General features: G+C 70.1%; 18 protein-coding genes. 6 read left to right on the plus strand and 12 right to left on the minus strand.

Going from position 1 to position 21,465, the window contains the following annotated elements:
* Nucleotides 1-197 precede the first annotated feature (197 nt).
* Entirely contained in the window at nucleotides 198-1,595 is a 1,398-nt protein-coding gene (locus tag OG718_RS29585) for an FAD-binding oxidoreductase (protein WP_143640480.1), read from the plus strand.
* A gap of 36 nt (nucleotides 1,596-1,631) precedes the next feature.
* On the opposite strand, the gene OG718_RS29590 is transcribed toward OG718_RS29585, so the two are convergent.
* From OG718_RS29590 to OG718_RS29605, 4 genes are all read right to left on the minus strand, one after another.
* Complete coding sequence (locus OG718_RS29590; RefSeq protein ID WP_143640049.1) at nucleotides 1,632-2,645, minus strand: Yip1 family protein; 1,014 nt, start codon at nucleotides 2,643-2,645, stop codon at nucleotides 1,632-1,634.
* 60 nt (nucleotides 2,646-2,705) lie between these two features.
* Nucleotides 2,706-4,160 carry an FG-GAP repeat protein gene (locus tag OG718_RS29595; protein WP_328845638.1) on the minus strand — a complete coding sequence of 485 codons (1,455 nt, stop codon included), beginning with the start codon at nucleotides 4,158-4,160 and terminating at the stop codon, nucleotides 2,706-2,708.
* Nucleotides 4,161-4,290: 130 nt separating this feature from the next.
* On the minus strand, nucleotides 4,291-4,686 hold the full coding sequence (locus OG718_RS29600) for a nuclear transport factor 2 family protein (RefSeq protein WP_143640053.1): 396 nt from the start codon (nucleotides 4,684-4,686) through the stop codon (nucleotides 4,291-4,293).
* Between the two features lie 59 nt (nucleotides 4,687-4,745).
* Nucleotides 4,746-5,138, minus strand: a complete 393-nt coding sequence (locus OG718_RS29605; protein ID WP_328845639.1) for an ATP-binding protein — start codon at nucleotides 5,136-5,138, stop codon at nucleotides 4,746-4,748.
* A 200-nt stretch (nucleotides 5,139-5,338) separates the two neighbouring features.
* Here OG718_RS29605 and OG718_RS29610 point away from each other — a divergent pair, with 200 nt between their 5' ends.
* Together OG718_RS29610 and OG718_RS29615 are read left to right on the plus strand one after the other, a co-directional pair.
* On the plus strand, nucleotides 5,339-6,181 hold the full coding sequence (locus OG718_RS29610; RefSeq protein WP_143640055.1) for a helix-turn-helix domain-containing protein: 843 nt from the start codon (nucleotides 5,339-5,341) through the stop codon (nucleotides 6,179-6,181).
* Between the two features lie 11 nt (nucleotides 6,182-6,192).
* Nucleotides 6,193-6,375 carry a DUF397 domain-containing protein gene (locus OG718_RS29615; RefSeq protein ID WP_328845640.1) on the plus strand — a complete coding sequence of 61 codons (183 nt, stop codon included), beginning with the start codon at nucleotides 6,193-6,195 and terminating at the stop codon, nucleotides 6,373-6,375.
* Here the strand turns inward: OG718_RS29615 and OG718_RS29620 are convergent.
* The 8 genes from OG718_RS29620 to OG718_RS29655 form a co-directional block, all read right to left on the minus strand.
* On the minus strand, nucleotides 6,353-7,108 hold the full coding sequence (locus OG718_RS29620) for a VOC family protein (protein WP_328845641.1): 756 nt from the start codon (nucleotides 7,106-7,108) through the stop codon (nucleotides 6,353-6,355). The two genes, OG718_RS29615 and OG718_RS29620, sit on opposite strands and share 23 nt — an antisense overlap.
* A gap of 54 nt (nucleotides 7,109-7,162) precedes the next feature.
* Nucleotides 7,163-8,536, minus strand: coding sequence for an FG-GAP and VCBS repeat-containing protein (locus OG718_RS29625; protein WP_306939114.1), 1,374 nt, complete (start codon nucleotides 8,534-8,536; stop codon nucleotides 7,163-7,165).
* 63 nt (nucleotides 8,537-8,599) lie between these two features.
* Entirely contained in the window at nucleotides 8,600-10,060 is a 1,461-nt protein-coding gene (locus OG718_RS29630) for an FG-GAP-like repeat-containing protein (RefSeq protein ID WP_328845642.1), read from the minus strand.
* Between the two features lie 67 nt (nucleotides 10,061-10,127).
* Nucleotides 10,128-11,567, minus strand: coding sequence for an FG-GAP-like repeat-containing protein (locus OG718_RS29635; RefSeq protein ID WP_143640063.1), 1,440 nt, complete (start codon nucleotides 11,565-11,567; stop codon nucleotides 10,128-10,130).
* Between the two features lie 11 nt (nucleotides 11,568-11,578).
* The gene (locus tag OG718_RS29640; RefSeq protein WP_143640065.1) at nucleotides 11,579-13,036 is read right to left on the minus strand and encodes an FG-GAP-like repeat-containing protein; all 1,458 of its coding nucleotides are present in this window, start codon (nucleotides 13,034-13,036) and stop codon (nucleotides 11,579-11,581) included.
* A gap of 85 nt (nucleotides 13,037-13,121) precedes the next feature.
* Nucleotides 13,122-14,600: a VCBS repeat-containing protein gene (locus OG718_RS29645; protein ID WP_143640067.1), complete on the minus strand. Its 1,479-nt coding sequence runs from the start codon at nucleotides 14,598-14,600 to the stop codon at nucleotides 13,122-13,124.
* Between the two features lie 268 nt (nucleotides 14,601-14,868).
* A complete protein-coding gene (locus OG718_RS29650; protein ID WP_328845643.1) occupies nucleotides 14,869-16,347 on the minus strand; it encodes an FG-GAP and VCBS repeat-containing protein in 1,479 nt (492 codons plus the stop codon).
* Nucleotides 16,347-17,651, minus strand: coding sequence for an FG-GAP repeat domain-containing protein (locus OG718_RS29655; protein ID WP_443055360.1), 1,305 nt, complete (start codon nucleotides 17,649-17,651; stop codon nucleotides 16,347-16,349). The genes OG718_RS29650 and OG718_RS29655 overlap by 1 nt, the downstream gene beginning before the upstream one ends.
* A 523-nt stretch (nucleotides 17,652-18,174) precedes the next feature.
* On the opposite strand from OG718_RS29655, the gene OG718_RS29660 reads away from it, so the two are divergent.
* Genes OG718_RS29660 through OG718_RS29670 form a run of 3 tightly spaced genes read left to right on the plus strand, consistent with a single transcriptional unit; the run spans nucleotide 18,175 to nucleotide 21,450 of the window.
* Entirely contained in the window at nucleotides 18,175-20,373 is a 2,199-nt protein-coding gene (locus OG718_RS29660; RefSeq protein ID WP_328845645.1) for a glycoside hydrolase domain-containing protein, read from the plus strand.
* A 29-nt stretch (nucleotides 20,374-20,402) separates the two neighbouring features.
* On the plus strand, nucleotides 20,403-20,723 hold the full coding sequence (locus tag OG718_RS29665; protein ID WP_143640073.1) for a hypothetical protein: 321 nt from the start codon (nucleotides 20,403-20,405) through the stop codon (nucleotides 20,721-20,723).
* 13 nt (nucleotides 20,724-20,736) lie between these two features.
* Entirely contained in the window at nucleotides 20,737-21,450 is a 714-nt protein-coding gene (locus OG718_RS29670; RefSeq protein ID WP_260695381.1) for a twin-arginine translocation signal domain-containing protein, read from the plus strand.
* Nucleotides 21,451-21,465: the final 15 nt, after the last annotated feature.

A 21,465-nucleotide genomic window follows, 5' to 3' on the forward strand; every position in this document is an offset into this window, starting at 1 on the left:
CCTCCTGTAGCCCGGCCCGGGCACCCCGCTCGCGATTGCCAGTCCCGTCGAGCGGCGAGACCCTGAACATATCGGCCCTGGGGCGGATGAAACGTGCGATCGCGGACGGACCGTACCTACCGGGCCTCGCGAGGAGAGCGATCGTCATGGGCGGCACCATCGGCACCACCGGTAACAGCAGCGGCGGCTCGGGCGTCATGGACGGTACGACCCTGGAGGCGATGCGGACGGGACTGCGCGGCCCGGTCGTCGCGCCCGGGGATTCGGCGTACGACGAGTCCCGGTCGATCTACAACGCGATGATCGACCGGCGGCCGGCCGCCTTCGTGCGGTGTGCGGACGCCGGGGACGTGATGAACGCGGTCGACTTCGTCCGCGACCACGGGCTCGAACTCGCCGTGCACGGCGGCGGACACAGCGGCCCGGGGCTGTGCCTGGTGGACGGCGGTGTCACCCTCGACCTGTCACCGATGCGCTGGGTACGGGTCGACCCGGTCGCGAAGACCGCGCAGGTCGGCGGCGGCAGCCTGCTCGGCGACCTGGACCACGCGGCGCACGCCTTCGGCCTCGCCACCCCCGCCGGGATCATGTCGACCACGGGAGTCGGCGGACTGACCCTCGGCGGCGGACACGGTCACCTCACCCGCAAGTACGGGCTCACGATCGACAACCTGATCTCCGCGGACGTCGTTCTCGCCGACGGCAGCTTCGTCACGGCGAGCGAGACCTCGTACCCGGACCTCTTCTGGGCGCTGCGCGGCGGAGGCGGGAACTTCGGGATCGTCACGTCCTTCACCTACCGGCTGCACCCGGTGCACTCCGTGGGCGTCGGCATCACGGTCTGGCCGGTGGACCACACGCGTGAAGTGCTGCGCTGGTACCGGGAGTTCCTGCCGCAGGCGCCCGAGGACCTGAACGGCTTCTACGCGGTGCTCGCCGTGCCGCCCGGGCCGCCGTTCCCCGAGGAGCTGCACGGGCACAGGATGTGCGGTGTCGTGTGGTGCTGGACCGGTGACCTGGCGCTGCTGGACGAGACGCTCGCGGTGGTGAACGACGCCGGGCGGCCGGCCTTCCACTTCACGAGCCCGATGCCGTACCCGGCGCTGCAGACCATGTTCGACGAGCTGATCCCCAAGGGCCTGCAGTGGTACTGGAGCGGTGACTTCTTCGACCGGATCACCGACGAGGCCGTCGACATCCACCTCAAGTACGGCGAGAACCTCCCGACCGACCTGTCGACCATGCACCTCTACCCGGTCGACGGCGCAGCCTCCCGGGTCGGCTCCTTCGACACGGCGTGGGCCTACCGCGACGCCGTCTGGTCGGGCGTCTTCGCGGGCATCGACCCGGACCCGGACAACGCCGGGCTCATCAAGCAGTGGTGCACGGACTACCGGGAGGAGCTGCACCCGTACTCGATGGGCGGTGCGTACGTGAACTTCATCGGGCCGGGTGAGGGCCAGGAGCGGGTCAGGGCCACCTACCGTGACCACTACGACCGGCTCGCGGAGGTGAAGCGGACCTACGACCCGCACAACCTCTTCCACGCCAACCAGAACATCGAGCCGGCGCACTGGCCCCAGGGCGACGCCTAGGGCCCGTCGGACAGGCCCTAGAACGTACCGAGACGTCTAGAACGTACCGAGCTTGATGATCGACAGCAGGGCGATCAGCTGGATCGCCGACGCTCCCAGGGCCTTGGGCCACGGCAGGTCGTGCGACTTCTTGACCATCAGCGTGAAGAGCAGGCCGGCCGCGACCCAGGTCGCCCAGCCGAGCAGCTGCACGAACGGCGCGTCGCCGCCCGCGAACATCGCGACGACCAGTCGCGGCGCGTCCGTGAGCGACATGATCAGCATGGAGAGGCCGACCGTGGGCTGCCAGGCGCCGTCGCCGCCGAGCTGGCGGGCGAGGGTGTGCGTGACCACGCCCAGGATGAACGCGCTGAGGACGATCGCGATCGCCGTCGTCAGGACGATGGGGACCGCGTTGGCCAGGGTGGCGTTTATGACGTCCGCGCGGGCGCCGTCGAAGCCGAAGACTGCCAGCAGGCCGTAGAGGAACGACACGATGAGGGCGGGGCCCCACATCGTGTAGTCGCGCATCTGCAGGAAGGTCTGGTTCGGGCGCATGATGACGCCCGTCAGCAGTTCCTTCCAGTGCAGCCGCGGACCCACCGGGGGCGCGGTCGTCTGGCCCGCGCGGTACGTCCCGCCCGGGTTGTACGGGTCCTCGCCGACGGAGAACGCCGTGGTGTGACCCGGCTGGTTCGCCGCGTACGGGTCCGGGCCCTGACCGTGGTGGTCGTGGTCGCCGAAGTACTCCGGCTCACCGTGCCCGTTCGCCTGGGGCCACTGCTGCGGCCCGTTGCCACCGCCACCGCCGCCATTGCCGTACCGCGGCTGCTGATGCTGCTGCGGGTACGGCTGAGGCGCGGGGGGATAGCCGTACGACGGGCCGCCCTGGGGGGCCTGCTGTCCGTAAGGCTGCTGCCGCGCCTGTTGTTGCGGGTGCGCCTGCTGCGTGCGGTTGTCCCGGCCGCGTCCGATCCTGAATCCAGCCACGTAATCGAACGTACCTGGTCCCGCACAGTGACGTGCCGGGCCCGGGGCAACGGGCCCGGCTTTGCTGCTGAGCTGTGACATCCCCTAAGGGACTTCCCAGGTGACCTTCATGGGTTCTTCGGGGGTATGTTCGGGGACTTTTCAGTGGCTGCTGAGGGTTTGGCCGTACGCGAGTCCGCCGGGCACGGCCGGGAGGGCGAGCTTGGCGGGCGTGACCGTGTAGGAGCCGTCGGCGCTCGCGCGGGGGAGCACCCACACGCCGCCCGACTTCGCGTTCTCGCCGGGGGAGCCGACCGCGATGTCCGCCCTGCCGTCGTGATCGTAGTCGCCGGTCGCGACGGCGGCACCGAAGGCGTCGCCCGCCTCCGCGACGCCCGGGACGCGCGCGGTGTCCTGGTTGTACGCGACGGAGTGGCCCTCCCCGTGGGAGTCGACCAGGCCGGTCGCGCCGCCGAACAGGAGGGTCGCGGCGCCCGCGCCCGCCCGGGTGCCGATCGCCTCGCCGGGGGCGCCCGCGACCAGGTCGTCACGGCCGTCGCCGTTCACGTCCGCCACGGCCAGGGAGGCGCCGAAGCGGTCGCCCGTCTCGGCGACGCCCGGTACGCCGACCGTGTCCTGGCCGAGGGTCTGCGCGCGGTGGCCGAACGAGCCGTCCGGGCCGCTGCCGTAGTGGACGTGGATGCCGCCGCCCTTCGCGAACTCCTCCGGACCGCACGGGTCGTCGATGTTCTCGTCGGCGATCTCGCGGCACTCGCCGAGGGCCAGGTCGTCGTTGCCGTCGCCGTCGAAGTCACCGGCGGCGAGGGCCGAGACACCGGCGTTGTCGGTGTTCCAGGTGTTGGCCATGCTCTCCTCCGCCGCGTCCCAGGCCCACAGCCGTACGTGCGACTGGGTGAACGGGGCGTCGACCGTCCAGTACGCCAGGGCCAGGTCCGCCGTGCCGTCCGCGGTGAAGTCGCCGGTGGTGAGGATCGGGGCGCGGCCTCCCATGGGGGCGGTGAGGACGGTGGTGAGGATGCCGTCCGCGGTGCGCAGCACGACCTTGTCCCGGCCGCCGATCACGATGTCCCTGCTGCCGTCCCCGGTCAGGTCGGCCGCGGCGACCGACCCGCCGTACGCCGCCGACGCCGCCGGGCCGGTGAGGGCCGTGGACCCGTGGCTCGGGCCGCCCCTCGCCCCGCCCACGACGGTGACCATGCCCGCGTCCACGCCACGGTCGGTGACGTCCTCGCCGGGTGCGCCGGCGAGCAGCTCCGCGATGCCGTCGCCGTTGAGGTCCTCCAGCACCACGGAGGCGCCGAACCGGTCGCCCGTCTCCGGGGAGCCGGGAACCTCGGCGGTGGACTGGCTGACCCGGATGCTGCCGCGGGAGCCGAGCCCCTTGGGACCGCCCCACACGACGTTGACGTATCCCGCCTTCGCCTTGCCGCCGACGGCTCCGTCGGGGACGCCGACGGCGAGGTCCGCGTAGCCGTCGCCGTTGAAGTCGCTCGTGGTGGGGGAGGGTTGGGCCGCGGCCGCGGTGGGCGCGAGTGTCAGGCCCGCGGTGACCGCCGCGGCGACGGTGGCGGCGAGTGCGTACGTCCGTATGTGCACGGGGGCTCCAGGGTGGTGACCGGGAACTGCGGTTCACCTGTGTGACACCTGGAGGTCGCCAGGGGTTGTGGCCGCGGGCGCGTTCCTTGCCGCGTGCTCGTTCGCTGGGGCGTACGCGTCCGGTGAGGCCTCAGGCCCAGAACTCGGCCTCCTTCTCCATGTCCTCCTGGCATTCGTCGATGTCCGTCATCTTGTCCCCGACGATCCGGAAGATGAGGCAGCCGTTCTGCTCGATCCGCTTGCCGTTGCGTTCGGCCGTGTAGCGGTGCATGGAGACGGCGTGGCCCCGGCCGTCGACGAGGATGTGGCTCAGCTCGACCTGGAAGGTCCCGTTGGTCTCCGCGAAGAGCCGGCCGTACAGCTCCATGACCGCGTTCTGGCCCTTGTAGTCGCCGGAGAGCATGTGACTACCGGGTACGTGGTGCGTACAGTCCGATGCCATCATGCCGCGCAGGGTGTCCATGTCACCCCTGGTGAAAGCGTCATAGCCCTTGCGGACGAGCATTGCGTGCGGGTGTTCAGCCATCGTGATCGCCGCCTTTCTGTTGCTTGGCGTCTTATGGCCGACATTTTGATTATCTCGCGTTATTGGGTTTTTGTGCCGAGTTCGCACCACACGTACTTGCCCGCCGTGCCGTTGACCCGGAACCAGCCCCAGTCGTCGGCGTACGCGCGCACGATCCGCAGGCCGCGGCCCGTCTCGTCGTCCTCGGGCTTCGTCGTCGGCGGTGCGGGATCCGCGTCCCACGCGCCCAGCCGGAACGAGTTCCCCGACCGTCTGAGCTTCAGGGCGGCGGGGCCCTCGGTGTGCCGGATGGCGTTCCCGAGGAGCTCCGAGGCGAGTAGCTCCGCCGGTTCGACGAGGGTGGGGAGGTGGTGGCTGGTGAGGATGTCGCGGAGGGCGCGGCGGCAGATGCCTACCGCTCGGGGGTCGTGGGGGATGTAGAGCGTGTACTCCCAGGGTGCGGGCACGGGCATGCGGTCTCCTGGTGGGGAGTGGTGGGGGTCGGGGCGGTGGCTCTGTCTGGCCCGGCATGGCATGGCGTGGCATGCCGGGGGGGGATGCACTTCCGCTCCGAGGAGTGTTCGTTGCGTCACTTACGGTAGGGGTGGTGTATCACCCCGGTCAAGGTGAACTGGAATACTCGGAGTCCCAACTGCCGGGAAGGAAGGGCCGTATGCCTGCAAGGAGCATCGTCACCGCGCGCCAGCAACGGCTCGGCGCGGAGCTGCGAAAGCTCCGGGAGCGGGCGGGGCTGACCGCGAGGGAGGCGGCCCAGGCGTCGGGCATCGCCGAGAGCAAGATCTCCATGACCGAGGCGGGCCGGGTCGGGGTGAGCGCGGAGCGTGTGCGGCATCTGGCCGACCAGTACGCGTGCGACGACACCGGCCTCGTCGAGGCGCTGGTGGGCATGGCGGCAGAAAAGGGGCGCGGCTGGTGGGAGGAGTACCGGGGGACGGTGCCCACCGGATACCTGGACTTGGCTGAACTGGAGTACTGCGCGGCAGGGTTGGGGACGTTCCAGAACGTTCACATCCCGGCGCTGCTGCAGACGGAGGAGCAGATTCGTGGGCTCTTCGCCTCGCCGGTGCCGAAGCTTCCCGAGGAGCTGCGGGAAGCACGGGTGCGTTTTCGGCTGCGCCGCCAGGAGATCCTCGGCAAGGTCGGTTACGAGGCGGTGATTCACGAGGCCGCGCTGCGCCTGCGGGCAGCTGACGGCGAGGTCGCCCGGAACCAGCTGTTGCACATCGTGGAGCGGTCAGAGCTTCCTCAAGTGGTTGTGCGTGTCGTTCCGTTCGACGTGGACGGCTTCGCTGGGCTCAGTGCCCCGCTGGTGTACGCGCGCGGTGCTGTTCCCCAGTTGGACACCGTTCTGGTGGACACCGCGCACGGTGGTGCCTACCTGGATGCGGAGGCGCAGCTCTGTCGCTATCGCGGGGTCCTCCGCACGATCGAGGACCTGGCCCTGGGCGCCGTAGAGTCGAGAGACTTCATCCATCGCCTCGTACGGCAGATGTGAAAGGTCTCGACATGGCACCGGACGTCTGGCAGAAGTCCTCTTTCTCCGGCGGGCTCGACCACGACGACTGCGTCGAAGTCGCCGCCCGTCAGAACACCCGCACCCTCCTTCTCCGCGAAAGCGACGAGCCCGACACCGTCATAGCCGCCACCGGCGCCGGGCTCGCCGCCCTCATACGGCACCTTCGCCCGTAAGGCCTGTAGGCGGCAGTGCTCCCTCCAACTCACCCGCCACAGCAAGGGTGTTGGTGAGGCGGGCGCGCTCGCCGTCCCCCAGCGGGACACCGCCGACCTCGGTCAGGAGGGTGCGGGCGCGGGGCGCGTCGTCGAGGCGGAGGGCGAGTTCCGCGCGGTAGACGAGGGTCTCGATCAGCTCGACAGGGTGGGCGGAGGCGCGCTCGCGGGTCAGGGTCGCGTCCAGGATGCGGGCGGCCTGGTGGGTGTCGCCCTTGGAGTCGCCGAGGACGATGGCGTTCTCCAGGGCCTTGGTGAGCCTGCCCGTGGGGTACGAGGACTCGTTCGGTACGTCCTCGTCCTCCGTCGCCGGGAAGAAGCGGATCCAGTTGCCGCCGGGGTCGACGACGCTGAAGCCGGCCCGCTTGCCGGTGTTCCTGCGTTGGCGGGGGCTGGTCATCCGCGGGATGCCGGACACGAGCACCTTGCCGAAGGCCGCCCGCATGGCCTCGGCGAAGGCCTGGTGGATGGCCCCGGTGTCGGGGACGATCACCACGCACGAGCCGTACGACTGCTCCGGGTCGAAGCCCTCGATCCCGGCGAAGTGCAGTTGGAGGTCCTCGCGTTGGACGCTGACGTAGGGGTTCGGGCGGGTCTGCCGATAGGTCGTGGTGAAGCCCAACTTGCCGTAGAACTCGGTGATCTCGTCGATCGACCGGCAGGGCAGCAGGGGGATGGTTATCTCGTTGGCCACGCGGATTCCCTCGGGTAGTCAAACTTGATGACTCCCCGAGGGTATCCGTGAGTACTACTGGAGCGTGCCCTCGATGAGCTTTTCCTCCGCGGATGCCGCCCCCGTTGTGGTGACACCCGTCGGGGACCCGGGCAGGCGCAGTGTGTTCACGCTGCCGCGTACGTACAGGTCGGCGCGGCCGTCGGCGTTCGTGTCGCGGAGGCGGACCCCGTAGCCGAAGGACTCGCCCTCCTCCAACGCACCCGGTACGCCTGCCGAGTTGCGGGCGAACCACTGCGAGCGCGTGCCGGACAGGCCCGACGCGCGGCCGTACAGCACGTGGACGCCACCCGCGTACTCCTTGCCGTTGATGGCCTCGCCGGGCACGCCGACCGCCAGGTCCTTGTAGCCGTCCCCGTTGGCGTCACCGGCGGAGACGGACCAGCCGAACTCGTCGTACGTCTCCGGGGAGCCCGCCACTCCACTCGTCGCCTGGGTGATACGAGTGCTCGTGGAGGGGCCGGACGACGAGCCGTACCAGACGGAGACCCGGCCCTTGGCCTTGGAGTACACGGATGTGCCGACCGCGATGTCGCCGTAGCCGTCCTTGTCGAAGTCGGCGATGACACCGTCGCCGCCGCGGTCCGAGCTTCCGCCGTTGCCCGACAGGGACTCCAGGCGCAGGGTCTTGCCGGACGTCAGGGTGGAGCCGCCCTTGACGAACCAGGCGTCGGAGGCGATGTACGAGTCGGTGACGACGTCGCCGATGACGACGAGGTCGGTCTTGCCGTCGCCGTTCACTTTTCCGGCGATGAGGGCGGTGGAGTAGAAGGACGTCGTCTTGTCGAGGGTCGTGACGGAGCCGTGGACGCCGGAGCGGTTGATGGAGCCGCGGTAGACGTACGTCTTCGCGTCGTTGACGAGGGCGAGGTCGGTCTTGCCGTCGCCGTTGAAGTCGCCGGTGGCGAGGTCGGAACCCATCCGGTTGAGGGAGTCCCTGGGCGCCTTGTTCGGGACGGTCGTGCCTTTGGAGAGGCCGTTCGGGCCACCCCAGAGGATGGTGACCGCGCCCTGGTCCTCGCGGCCGTCGACGTCCTCGCCGGTGGCGGCCACGGCGAGGTCGCCGTAGCCGTCCTTGTCGAAGTCGGCGGCCGTGCGGACCTCGCCGAACCAGTCGTCCGCCTCGTCGGCGCCGGGCACACCGGGGCTCGCCTGGTCGACGAGCTGGGTCCGCGTACCGGGGCCGTTCGCCGTGCCGAAGGTGACCTCGACACCACCGCCCTTGCTGTCGCCGCTCCAGTAGACGGCGTAGTCGCGGTACCCGTCGCCGTTGAAGTCGTCGGCGTACTTGGCCGCGGCGGCGGAGGCGGGGGTGGTGAGGGTCAGTGGGGCCACGCCCGCGGCCAGGACGGCGGCGAGGGCGGTGGTGGTGCGCAACTGGCGCTTCATCGGGTGGAGGTCTCCAGAGGAGTGCGTGAGGGGGAGGGGAGCCGGTCCGGGACCGGTCCGCGGTCAGTCGGCCAGTTCGGCCCAGAAGTTGGTGAGAGCGGTCTGGCCCAGGCTCGCGAGTGTGAGGACCTGGGAGCCGGTGCCCGTGGGGCCCGTCGAGGTGCCCGGGAGGAGGTGCAGGCGCTGCGGCGTCGACGGGGCCGCGGCGAGCAGTTCGGCGCGGCCGTCGCGGGTGTAGTCACGGAGGCTGACCGAGTAGCCGAACGCGGCCCGCTCGCCGGGTTCGCCCTCGATGCCCGCGGTGTTGTAGTCGTAGGCGCGGGAGTTCTTGCCGGTGAGGCCGGAGGCGCTGCCGCGCAGGACGGTGACCGCGCCGGCGGCCATGCGGGGCGGCGGGCCGCCCGCCCTGACGGACATGCCCGTGTCGGCGGACGTCTCCGCGGCGATGATCTCGCCCGGGGTGCCGACGGCGAGGTCGGCGTAGCCGTCGCCGTTGGTGTCGGCGGCCGAGACGTCGCCGCCGAAGTCGTCGCCGGTCTCCGGGGTGCCGGGGACGCCGGAGGTGGCCTGGGTGATGGTCCTCACCGAGCCGCTCGGGCCCGTCGAGGTGCCCGGCAGGACGTACACGGCGCCGCCGGTGCCCGCACGTTCGGCACCGATGGCAAGGTCTCCGTACCCGTTCTTGTCGAAGTCGGCGATCGCGGCGCCGCTCGACACGAGGGTGGTGGAGGAGGGGAGCTTGACGGTCTTGGTCCGCTTCGGGGCGCCGGAGCCGCCCTTGTAGAACCAGACGGTGTCCCTGAACGCCCCGACGGCCGTGTCCCATTCACTGCCGAGGACGGCGAAGTCGACGGTTCCGTCCTTGGTGACCTTTCCGGCGACCACCGTCTCCGGAGTGATCTCCTCGCCGCCGCGCGGGTCGAAGTCGGTCACCTTGCCGTGGGAGCCGGACGTGGTGAACGGGCCGCGCATGAACAGGATGTTCTCGGAGTCGACGGCCACCACGTCCGGCTTGCCGTCCGCGTTGAAGTCGCCGACCGCGATGTCCTTGGCGAAGGCGCGGTCCTTGTAGAGGGGGTTCATGTACGAACTGCCGCGGGTGAGACCCGACTTGGAGCCCCAGAGCACGGTGAACGCGCCGGAGCGGCCGTCGTTGGTCTCGCCGATCGCGGTGGCGACGACGTCCGCGTACCCGTCCTTGTTCAGGTCGGCCGTCGTGACGTCCGTACCGAAGTAGTCGTTCGACTCGGCCGCGCCGGGGATTCCCGGGCTGTCCTGGGTGACGACCGTGCGTCTGGAGGGGTCCAGGCCCTTGGCCGTGCCCCATATGACGACGACCGCGCCCGCGTTCTCCGCCTCGCCGACCTTGGCACCGCGGTCGCCGACGGCGAGGTCGCGATAGCCGTCGCCGTTGAAGTCGTCGACGTACTTGGCGGCGGCCGCGGAGGCCGGAACGGCCAGGGCGAGCGGGGTCAGGCCCGAGACGAGCATGGCGGCGGCCAGGAGGCAGGTGCGCTTTCGCAAGAGATCTCCAAGTGTGACGGAGGGCGTGCCCCGACCGAGTCCTCGTCGGGGCGCGCCGGTGCCGGGGTCAGGGTGCGATTACCGAGGACCAGTTGGTGAAGTGCTCCTTGGGGAGCCCCACCGCGTTGCCCATGACGCTGTACGAGTTCCTGAGAGCAGGGCCGCTCGCGGTGCCCTTGAACACCCAGATCCCACCTGTGCTGTTGTTCTCGCCGGACGCGCCGATCACCAGGTCCGGCCTGCCGTCCTTGGTGAGATCCGCGAGGCGGACGGTCGAGCCGAAGGTGTCGCCCTTCTCGGCGGCTCCCGGAACGGCGGCGGAGTTCTGGCCGATCGTGGTGGAACCGGCGCCCGTGGGCCCGCCCGCCCGGCCGGGGACGAGGATCACCGATCCGGCGTCCCGGACGGAGCCGAGGTTCTCGCCGGGTACGCCCACCGCGATGTCGCCGAAGCCGTCGCCGTTGACGTCCGCGACGCTCACATCGGCGCCGAAGTAGTCGTTGGACTCCGCTGCGCCCGGTACGCCCGGGGTGTCCTGGTGGATCAGGATCGGCTCGGCGGCCCGGTCGACACCGCGGGCTCCGCCCGGCCAGACCGCGATCTGGCCGCCCTTGTGGCCGGTGCCCTCCTGCGGCGTTCCGTCGATGACCGTGTCGGAGGGGTCGCCGACGACCAGGTCGCCGTAGCCGTCGCCGTTCACGTCGCCGACGGCCACGTTGTCGCCGTCGGTGGACAGCGGAGGCTGCCGCGTCGACGGGGCGACGTACACACCCCCGGAGGGGTGGTCGGACAGACCCACGCTGACGGCGATCTCCTCGGGGCGTCCGCTGCCGTCGAGGTCGCCCAGGGCCGTGTCGTCGAGCGAGGGGGTGTCCGTCCCCAGGCTGTGGGCGGCCGGCTTGCCGGTCCGGGTGAACGGGCCGGTCATGCCGATGCTCGCGCACCAGCCCGCCACGGAGACCCGGGGGCGCCCGGGGGCGGCCTTCGGATTGACCGCCGCGACTCCGGTGCCGTACGAGCAGCCGGTGGTGTCCCCGTCCGTGGACGGGCTCGGCGTCGGCAGGACCGCGCTGTTCTTGAGGCCCTGGGCGCCGCCCCACAGGACGGTGACGCTGCCACGGGTGCGTGCTCCGGTCACGTCCTCGTAGGGCGCTCCGACGAGCAGGTCCGCGTAGCCGTCGGTGTCGAGGTCGGCGGAGGACACGGAGTGGCCGAAGGCGTCGTACGCCTCCGCCGCGCCCTCGACTCCACTGCTGTTCTGGGAGATCAGCTGCTTCTTGCCCTTGCCGGGGCCGGACGCCGAGCCGTACAGGACGACGACGGCGCCCGCCCCCGACTTGCCCGAGACGGTGGCGTCCGGGGCGCCCACGACGAGGTCCCGGTATCCGTCCCCGTTGAAGTCGTCCGCGAACTTCGCCGGGGCGGCGAAGGCTTCGGGCGCCAGGGTCAGCGGGGTGACCCCCGCCGCCAGTACGGCGGTGAGGGTCAGTGTCGTGCGGATGCGCATGTGGCGTCCCCTCAGTTGGTGAGGCCGGCGCCGAACGCGCCGTACGTGTAAGGCAGGTTGAACGCTCCGGGGCCGAAGCCGCGGTCGCCGTTCGGGGAGATGCCCGTGCCGTCGGAGAGCATCGCGGTGACCGCGCCGACGCCCTCGCCCTCGAAGGTCGCGGAGACCGTGTAGTCGGCCTTGCCGTCGGCCGTGACGTCGGTCAGCAGGACGTCGGAGCCGAAGTAGTCCATGGGCTCGGCGCTGCCCGGGACGCCGGAGGAGGCCTGGGAGAGGGTGCGGGCGCCGGTCTCGGAGACGCCGTCCGCCGAGCCCTGGAGGAGGACCGTGGAGCCGGTGTCCTCGATCGTCTCGATGTCCTCGAAGATGACGCCGATGGCCAGTTCGCCGTAGCCGTCGCCGTTCACGTCACCGATGGAGAGCGCGCTGCCGAAGCCGTCGCGCTCCTCGTCCGCGCCGGGCACGCCCGGGGAGTCCTGGGTGAGTTCGGCCATGGGCGCGTCGCCGTTGACCGGGCCGCCCGCCGAACCGCGGACGACCGTCACTCTGCCGCCGAGGCTGCCGGAGTGGTCGTCCTCCGCGGTGAAGACGTTGCCGAGGGCGATCTCGCCGTAGCCGTCGCCGTCGATGTCGCCGATCGCGATGCTGGTGCCGCCGCCCAGGCCGCGCGGCACGGAGGTCTCCAGACCGGCGGACGTGCCGAGATAAGCGACCCCCTTGGACCAGCTGTTGGGACCGTCCCCGGTCAGCTCGGTCCGGTAGGTCAGCACGAGGTCGGCCTTCCCGTCGCCGTTCGTGTCACCGGCCTTGATCGCGTCGGCACCGTACGGGGTGGTCTCGGGCAGCGCGATCCGCTGGGCGGCGCCGGTCGTGCCGGAGCGGGTGAAGCCGCCCTTGACGACGTACGCGTGCGAGGCGGTGGTGCCCGCGGCCAGGTCGGCCTTGCCGTCGCCGTCGAAGTCGCCCGCCGTCAGGACGCGCCCGAACTCGTCGTGCGTGGTGGCCGCCGGGTCCTTCACCGTCGTACCGCCCGCGACACCGCTCGCGCCGCCCCACAGGACGGCGACCGTGCCGCCGTCGACGTCGCTCTCGACGTCCTCGCCGGACGCGCCGACCGCGAGGTCCGCGTAGCCGTCACCGTCGAAGTCGTCGACCGCGAGCGCCGAGCCGAAGGTGTCCTCTGCCTCCGGGGTGCCGGGCACACCGGCCGAACTCTGGTCGATCACCGTGTGGTCGGCGGGGTCCAGGCCGGTCGCGCTGCCGTAGACGACGGCCACGTATCCGGCCATGACCTGGTCGCCGACCTTGGCGTACGGCGCGGCGAAGGCCACGTCACCGAAGCCGTCCCCGTTGAAGTCGCCCTTCAGGCCCGAGGGAGCGGCGGAGGCGGTGGCGGGGAGCGTCATCAGGAGCCCGGTGGTGAGGGCGGTGGTGAGCGTCGTGGCCAGGAGGAGGGAGCGCTTGCGCAAGGGAGGTCTCCAGTAGTGGGGACGACGGGCCCCGCACCTGTGTGGTGCGGGGCCCGCCGGATCGTGAATGAGGGACGGGACGCGCTCAGTCGGCGAAGTTGACGCCGAACGACGGGGTGCCCGTCGTCGACACACCCGAGCTGCTCGGCGAGACGGACCGCGAGCCGGACGTGGTGATCTTCGTGCCGTTCGACGGCATGTACAGCACCGCGCCGTTGCCCGCGTTCTCGTACGAGCCGACCAGCAGGTCGGCGCGGCCGTCGCCGTTGACGTCGTCGAGCTTCACGTCCGCGCCGAGCGCGTCGTTCTTCTCGTCGCTGCCGGGCACACCCGCAGTGCTCTGCGCGAAGTACTGGGTGCCGGAAGCAGTGTCGAGGCCGTTCGCCGAGCCGTACAGGACGGTGACCGCGCCCGTGTCCGTGATGCTGTTCAGGTCCTCGCCGGCGGAGCTGACGACGATGTCCTGGAAGCCGTCGCCGTTGATGTCGCCGAGGTCCAGCTCGTAGCCGAAGTAGTCGTTCTTCTCCGAGGAGCCGGGGACGTTGCCGGTGTTCTGGGTGATGCCCGCGGTCGCGCCCGGGCCGTCCGCGGTGCCGTAGGTGACGTTCACCTTGCCGCCGAAGGCCGAGTCCGGGACCGTCGTGCCGTCGCTCAACGTGTTGTGCCAGTACGCGCCGGAGACGATGTCGCCGAAACCGTCGCCGTTGACGTCACCGATCGCGGTGATCGCGCCCGGCTTCACGATCTGCGCCGAGGAGATCGAGAGGCCGCTCGCGGCGCCGGGCACGAAGTAGTTCCTGGCCCAGCCGTAGTCGGTCCCGGTCTCGAAGCCGTCGATGACCAGGTCGGTCCTCTTGTCGCCGTTGACGTCGCCCGCGGTGAGGTTGATCGGGCCACGGGCGTCGCCGCCCGACTGGATCGGGGGCTTGAGCGTGTACCGGCCGCCCACGGCGGTGCCGGACGCGCTGATGCCGCCCTTGTAGACGTAGACCGTGCTGGAGGAGTTGCCGACGGCCAGGTCGGCCGTGCCGTCGCCGTCGAAGTCGCCGGCGGCGAGGTTCTTGCCCCAGTAGTCGTGCGCGGAGACGGCCGGGTCGGCGACGGTGACGCCCTTGCCGGTCAGGCCGCTCGCGGAGCCCCACAGCACGGCGAGAGTGCCGCCGTTGGTGTCGCTGCCGACCTTCTCTCCCGGGGAGGACACGGCGAGGTCGTCGTATCCGTCGCCGTTGAAGTCGGCGTACGCGGTCTCCGCGCTGAAGGCGTCACCGGCCTCCGCGGTGCCGGGGACCCCGGCGCTGTCCTGGCTGAGCGTGGACCGCTTGGCGGAGGACACTCCGGTGGCGGTGCCGTAGAGGGTGACGAGCTGGCCGGCGGTCGCGCGGCCGTTCACATAGGCGCCCGCGGCCGAGAAGGCCACGTCGCCGACACCGTCGCCGTTGAAGTCGGCGTGCGGCACGGTCGTCGAGTCGGCGGCCGTTGCCGTCACCGCCGAGAAGGTGAGCAGACCCCCCGTCAGCGCGGCAACGGACGCCGTCGCGAGGGTGAGTCGCAGATGCTTGTGCATGCGGGATTCTCCTGCTGCATGCGGGGACGCCTGGCGGGCGCCCGCAGTCAATGGGGTGCGTACCGCTCGCATTTGCCCGGAGTTTTCCTGGGCTTTACGGGCGGTTGGCGATCAGAAGACCCACGGGGAGGGGGCAGGGTTGTACGAGGGGCGGAAGTTTTCTCGAATGACTTGTGAGGCAGGGGGTGCCTCTTGGTTTTTAGGGGCGCGGGGAACTGCGCGACCAGCCACATCCGACCCGCAGCCTCATGACCACCGAACCCCCGGTTCACTTCAACCGCAGTGGCACCCCGAGCTCCCCAGGCGTAAGGAGCTGCACCTTCCCCGCCTCGAACCCCTCACCACTCCCCCGCAACACCAAAAACGCCCCCGCCCGCTTCTCCCACAACGGCCCGAACGCCACCGCGTCGTCCCGCCCGTCACCATCCACGTCCAGCAACGGCGGCTGATAACCGAACTCGTTCCACTTGTACGGGTTCGGCGTCCCCGGCAACCCGTCGGTCAGGGGATCAACGGCCTGCTCCCCGTCCGCGGACGGCACCCCCGACGCCCCGCCCGGCAACAGCGTCACCTTCCCGTCGTGCCCCCGATAGCCCGGCGTGTTCACGACGACATCCGGTTTTCCGTCGCCGTCGACGTCCCCGACGGCAGGCGACGACCCGAAGTCGATCCGCCGCTTCTCCCCGCCCCTGCCCTCGATGACGGACTCCGAACGCCCGCTCCCGAGGCCGGACTCGGCCCCGTACAGGATGGTCAGCGCGCCACCCTCCGCGGGCATGTCCGCGGGTGCCACGGCGAGCTGTGTCGGCAGCAGCAGATCGTCGATGCCGTCACCGTCCGCGTCACCGGTGGCGGGCGTACGCGGCCCCTCGAAGGTGCCCACGGCCTTGCTGATGCGCGGTTCGAGCGAGGTGTCGCGTACGAGCCCGTCCGCGCCCCCCTCGTAGTAGCCGACCATGTACAGGCTCTCGGGCGCGCTCTCGTCCTGCTCCGCGTCGAAGTCGTACGTGAACACCACCTCCGCCTTCCCGTCGGCGTCGAAGTCGCCGGTGGTGGCCGATTCGGGCGTCGCGTACCCCTGCTGGTCGAGGTCGAGGACGGCCTGCCGCTTCGGGGTGCCGGTGCGGTCGAAGGGGCCGTACAGGAGAAGCCCGTCGGAGCCCGGCCCGGTCGCGCTGGGGTCGCCCGTGCCGCCGTGTCCGCCGTCGAGCAGGTCGACGGAACCGTCGCCGTCGAAGTCGGCGGCGGCGCGTGGCTGGAAGCCGTCGGGCAGGGCCAGTTCGGTGGCCTTGCCCAGACCGCGGGGGCCGCCGAAGAGGGCGAGGGTGCCGAGCGGGGTGCCGGCGTTCCCGCGGGCGACGACCAGGTCGGTGAAGCCGTCGCCGTCGAGGTCGGTGCGCAGCGGGCCCGAGACGAAGCCCGCGCCCTTCTCGTCCGCCTTCCGGGCCGCCGAAGTCCGTTGGGCCGAGGCCTTGTTGAGACCGTCGGAGGAGCCGTAGACCACCGTCAGCGTCTCGGTGTACCGCCTCTTGTCCTTGGACTCCGAGTACACGACGGTCGCGAAGTCGTCGTGGCCGTCGCCGTTGAAGTCCCCGGGGTCCGGGTTGTCGGACGGCTTTCCGGCGGCGGGTCTCTTCGGTCCGCTGTCGGGGCGGTCCGTGGAGCCGTCACCGCCGCATGCCACGGCGAGGCTCGCGACCAGGGCGACGGCCACCGCCGCCGGCCCGGTCGTCGAACGGTGTCGCATCAGCTCTCCATGCCCAGGAACTCCGAGGTGGAGAAGGTGAGTCCGGGCTTCCGCGCGAGCAGGCCCTTCTTCGTGCCCGGGTACACGGCGATCGTGTCCTTCGTGTCCCCGCGATACGTGCGCACGACCAGATCGGCCCGCCCGTCCCCGTCGAGGTCGGCGACCTTCAGTACGCGGGTGGTCCCCCGGGCGGGCGGCGGCACGGTCACCATCCCGGCCTTGGACAGACCCGTCGTACGGCCCTTGAGGACCCGCAACTCCGAACCGCTGGAGACGAGTTCGCTCAGCCCGTCCCCGTCGAAGTCTCCGGAGTCCAGGACGGTTCCGGCGACGTCGAGTGTGCCGCGAAGGGTGCCCGGAACGTCGTAGCGCAGCGCGGTCCCGGTCATCGAGCCGATCGCCGCGTCGAGCCCCTTGCCCTTCCCGAACCGGCCGAACGCCACGTCGACACCGCTCGGGAGGGCGACCGCGGTACCGGCCGGCCCGGTCGGTCCGCCCGGGAGGAGGGAGGCGGTGGAGGCCGAGGCGGCGGAACCCTCGGCGGTACGCACGAGCAGGTCGTCGTATCCGTCGCCGTCGACGTCCACGGCCGGTGGTGTGGGCACGTTCCCCGGCGAGGCGAGCGGCGCACCGGCCGCCTTCGGGGCGCCCTTGCGTGTGAACGGCCCGCGCAGATAGCTGAGCCGGCCGTCGGAGGCGTGCACGACGAGATCCTCGGCCTTGTCGTTGTTGAAGTCCCCGCACACCGGCTGGTCCGGCCAGTCGTTGCCGAAACGTGCCTGCGGGGGAATCGCCAGCTTCACGGCCTTGCCGGCCAGCCCCCGGGCCGAGCCGAAGAGGATCTGCAGCGGTACCGGCGGCCGGCCCTGCCCGTCGAACGGCGGGTCGGTCGAGACGACGAGGTCCGTGTACCCGTCCCGGTCGAGATCGCAGCTCGCCTCGGCGTCGAAGACGGCGGGCAACTGCCCCTTGGTGGCCGCGGCGTTGCGGGCGGCGCTCAGCAACTGCCTGGCACCGGGGGTGAGTCCGCGCGCCGATCCGTAGACGACGCCGATTCCCGCGTCGTCGCCGTGGCTGTCGCGCTTCACGAGGTCGTTGAGGACGAGATCCTGGTGCCCGTCCCCGTTGAAGTCGTCGGCCGCCTTGCTGCCCTTGCCGAGCGGCACGGGGAGCTGGGCAGGGGCCTTGGCGACGGTGAGGGGCTCGCGCTTTCCCGACGAGTCCCCGTCGCTCTTGTCGCCGGTCGGGCCGCATCCGACGGCGAGGCCGCCGCCGAGGACGCACACGGTCAGGGCCGCCACCATCCGCGCACTCACTCTTCGCCCACGCACCGTGAACCTCATCCGACCCGGAAACAACAACGCCGGTCATCATGCACTTGTTCGAGCCGAGGGTAAATGGTGGTAACACGTTGAGGTGTTCGTGCTGAATTCGTGACCTTCGGACATGTGGAATGTGGTCTTCCGGATGGTCGTGCTGATCCGCCCTGAATTGAGTGCGCTGCGGCCCGAAGAGGCAAATTGTCCACATGCCTGAATTGGTGGAATTGCCGACTGTTCTTCGAAGGTCTTCGGGGATCTTCGAGGGGTGAAACATCGGGGCGCGCCCCGGCCGTGTGTCGCCTGTCACGGTTGTAGTGATTCGGGTAAAAGTCTGGCAACGACCCGCAGTCGGGCACGCCGATGTAATGGCTTGCGGAAATTGGCAGCGGCAAAGAATATTTCCTGTCGGTGCCGTCGGCGCCCTATTTTTTTGCCAACTCACCTTCCGTACCAACCCCCTTCTGCCTGCCACTTTCCGCCCGCACCAGAAGTCAGGAGACAGCGCATGGCCGACGAGATGGTCCGTCTCGCCCAGCGGTTCGTGAACACGACGTACAACAACGGCGCGACACTCGGCATATCCAAACTGGACGAGAACGGGGTCACCGGCTGGCCCGTGATGTACGCCCTGACCAGAGCACTCCAGTACGAGATGGGCATCACGGCCCTGTCGGACTCCTTCGGTCCGACCACGCTGGCCACGATCGGCTCGAAGTACGGCAAGCTGGACGAGACGACGGTCCCCTCGGCGAATTTCGCCCGCATCATCCAGTCCGCCCTTTACTGCAAGGGCTATGACGGCGGCGAGATCGACGGCAAGTACAACGACCGGGTCAAGGCCGCCGTCGAGAAGCTCAACCAGAACATGGGTGTGAGCGCCACGTACCCCGGCAGCTCCCTGTGGCCGAAAGTCGTCAAGGGCCTGTTCAACATGGACGCCTACGTCACCGTCGGCGGCGGCTCGGACACCATCCGGTCCATCCAGCAGTGGCTGAACGGCCGTTACATCCTCCGCAAGGACTTCTACGTCATCCCCTGCGACGGCTACCACTCCCGTGACGTCGCCAAGTCGATGCTGTTCGCGATCCAGTACGAGCTGGGCATGGCCGACGGCACCGCGAACGGCGTTTTCGGACCCGGCACCCAGTCCGGCCTGAAGTCCCACACGGTCTCCAACGGCACCACCGGCGTATGGGCGCAGCTCTTCACCGCGGCCATGATCCTCAACAAGCGCACTGTGCCCTTCGGGAACTTCACCTCGACGGTGCAGTCCGGGGTGGAGAGCTTCCAGTCCTTCGTGAAACTCCCGGTCACCGGCAACGGCGACTTCCCGACATGGGCCTCGCTGCTCGTCTCCTACGGCGACCAGTCCCGCCCGGGCACGGCGTGCGACGGCGTCACGATGATCACGCCGCCGCGTGCGCAGGCACTGAAGGCCGCCGGCTACCAGTACATCGGCCGGTACCTCTTCAACCCGTCCACCACGAGCCTGCCGGAGAAGCAGATCCAGCCCGGCGAGCTCGCCACGATCAAGGAGGCCGGGCTGCGCTGCTTCCCGATCTTCCAGACGTGGAGCCGGTCGGCCGACTACTTCAGCTACAACCAGGGCACCAGCGACGCGTTCAAGGCGATCGACTGGGCGCAGTACCACGGCTTCAAGCCGGGCACGATCATCTACTTCGCGGTCGACTACGACGCGATGGACGGCGAGGTCACGGAGTACATCGTTCCGCACTTCCGCGGCGTGATGCGCACCATCGGCGAGAACTCCGCCTACGGCGTGGGTGTCTACGGACCGCGCAACGTGTGCCAGCGCATCGCGGACGCCGGGTACTCGGCGACGAGCTTCGTGTCGGACATGTCGAGCGGCTTCTCCGGGAACCTCGGCTACCCGATGCCGACGAACTGGGCGTTCGACCAGATCGCCACCCTCACCGTCGGCTCGGGCAGCGGCTCGATCGAGATCGACAAGAACATCGCCTCGGGCCGTGACACCGGCCAGGGCGACTTCGACCCGGGCGGCTACACCGACGGTGTGGACGTCGACCTCGACAAGGACGCCTACCAGGCCCCGATGCTGACGGACGTCAAGACGTACCTGGAGTCGATCGGAGTCCCGGAGACCGGCGGCGACGGCTGGACCGACTCGGACTGGGCCACGCTCGGCGGCATCTCCACCACCAAGGCGTACGAGCTCGTGCTCAGCGCGGACTGGCTGTTCACGTCGCTGGCACGGCAGCTCAAGCTCCGCAAGGCGCTGATCCAGGCTCCCGTCCTGTGGGAGCTGCGCAAGATGAACCCCCTGGACTTCGCCGCCGACTCGGCCGTCAAGGCCGGTCTGGACGACGACTGCAGCACCGGCTGGGGCCAGATCTTCGCCTGGGTGACCATCGACGCCCGCAACTACTGCATGCAGCAGGGCATCATCAACGGCAGCCCGCTGACCGACGACGACATCCCGGGGGTGTGGGAGGACCTCAACGAGGACCCGACCTACAACATCCGCTCGGTCGCCTATCTGACGGTCTACAACGCGCACCAACTGGGCAAGCCCCGGCCGAGCCTGACCACGAGCCTGGCCGACACCCAGGCCCTGCTCGCCCGGTACAACGGAACCGGCGACGACGCCGCCCAGTACGGCCGCGAACTCATCGGTCTCTACAACGTTCTCGAGAACTACAACCAGCTGTCCCGCAGCAAGTGACCCCGATCATGGGCGTGAATACTGGGCGCATGCGGAAGTCCTTGCCGGCCGTGCTGGGCGTGAACCTGTTGCTGGGAGTCCCCGGTGTCGTGCCGGTGTGGCTGCTGTCGTACTTCGCGGTCAACTGGCCGCTCAAGGCGCTCGGCTGGACCGTCGGCGAGCCCACGGAGAACGACGGCATGCTGCCCTGGCTGCTGGTGGGCGGGCCGGTGCTGCTGCTGTTCGGCCTGGTCTGGTGGCTCGCCAACCGCCCGCTGCGGCGCAGGTCGGCCCTGGAACCCCGCGTCTACTGGCCGGTCAGTGTCCTGATGACCCTTGTGCCGTCGTTCGCGCTCATGATCGTTCTATGAGAGTGAGAAAGGGATGAAACACGTGCAGAACGACATGACGAGGCGTTCCGTGGTGAAGAGCGCCACGGTGATCGGTGCCGCGGCCGCCCTGGGCTCCGTCGTACCGGGCACCGCAGTCGCCGCGCCGAAGGAGACACCGAAGAGCGGGCCCCTGAGCGCGCCGAAGAAGCTCCCGACGTCCGCGAACGGATGGACCCTCGAGAAGGAGGCGAACCACGTCTCCACGGTGTGGACGCGCCCCGTCGCCGGTACGGGTCTCGAGGTCGATGTCCGCGTCGGGGACGTGGAGCTGATCCTCGTCCACGTGATCCGCCGCTTCCACTACGAGGTCGAGCAGATCAGCCGGATCGACCTGGCGGGCTGGCAGGGGACCGGCAAGCTCCGCAAGGCCCTTCCGGAGTCGAACCTCGCCTCCGGCACGGCCGTACGGATCCGGCCGGGCGCCAGTGCGAAGGGCGGGCTCTTCCCCCTCCAGGAGCTGACGCTGCGCGACATCCTGGCCGACTGCGAGGGCGTGGTGCGCTGGGGCGGTGACGACGACGAGGTGAACGAGTCGCTGTTCTACATCGACGCCGGACCGGACGACGTACGCGTGACGAAGGTCGCCGACAAGCTCCGCGGCTGGGACGCGACGCCCGGCGAGGGCGCCGGCGTCACGGTGAACGTCCAGTCCCCTTCCCGGCGCGACCGCGCGGACCGGCTGGCCCGCGCCCAGCGCGAGGGCTGACCAGGCCTCATCAGC

It is taken from the genome of Streptomyces sp. NBC_00258, from assembly GCF_036182465.1.
GTDB lineage: Bacteria > Actinomycetota > Actinomycetes > Streptomycetales > Streptomycetaceae > Streptomyces.

Coding starts and splice junctions, on each gene's coding strand:
- OG718_RS29585 (WP_143640480.1), top strand. CDS start 198: ATGGACGGTACGACCCTGGAGGCGATGCGGACGGGACTGCGCGGCCCG.
- OG718_RS29590 (WP_143640049.1), bottom strand. CDS start 2,645: ATGTCACAGCTCAGCAGCAAAGCCGGGCCCGTTGCCCCGGGCCCGGCA.
- OG718_RS29600 (WP_143640053.1), bottom strand. CDS start 4,686: ATGGCTGAACACCCGCACGCAATGCTCGTCCGCAAGGGCTATGACGCT.
- OG718_RS29605 (WP_328845639.1), bottom strand. CDS start 5,138: ATGCCCGTGCCCGCACCCTGGGAGTACACGCTCTACATCCCCCACGAC.
- OG718_RS29610 (WP_143640055.1), top strand. CDS start 5,339: ATGCCTGCAAGGAGCATCGTCACCGCGCGCCAGCAACGGCTCGGCGCG.
- OG718_RS29615 (WP_328845640.1), top strand. CDS start 6,193: ATGGCACCGGACGTCTGGCAGAAGTCCTCTTTCTCCGGCGGGCTCGAC.
- OG718_RS29625 (WP_306939114.1), bottom strand. CDS start 8,536: ATGAAGCGCCAGTTGCGCACCACCACCGCCCTCGCCGCCGTCCTGGCC.
- OG718_RS29635 (WP_143640063.1), bottom strand. CDS start 11,567: ATGCGCATCCGCACGACACTGACCCTCACCGCCGTACTGGCGGCGGGG.
- OG718_RS29645 (WP_143640067.1), bottom strand. CDS start 14,600: ATGCACAAGCATCTGCGACTCACCCTCGCGACGGCGTCCGTTGCCGCG.
- OG718_RS29650 (WP_328845643.1), bottom strand. CDS start 16,347: ATGCGACACCGTTCGACGACCGGGCCGGCGGCGGTGGCCGTCGCCCTG.
- OG718_RS29655 (WP_443055360.1), bottom strand. CDS start 17,651: ATGGTGGCGGCCCTGACCGTGTGCGTCCTCGGCGGCGGCCTCGCCGTC.
- OG718_RS29660 (WP_328845645.1), top strand. CDS start 18,175: ATGGCCGACGAGATGGTCCGTCTCGCCCAGCGGTTCGTGAACACGACG.
- OG718_RS29665 (WP_143640073.1), top strand. CDS start 20,403: ATGCGGAAGTCCTTGCCGGCCGTGCTGGGCGTGAACCTGTTGCTGGGA.
- OG718_RS29670 (WP_260695381.1), top strand. CDS start 20,737: ATGAAACACGTGCAGAACGACATGACGAGGCGTTCCGTGGTGAAGAGC.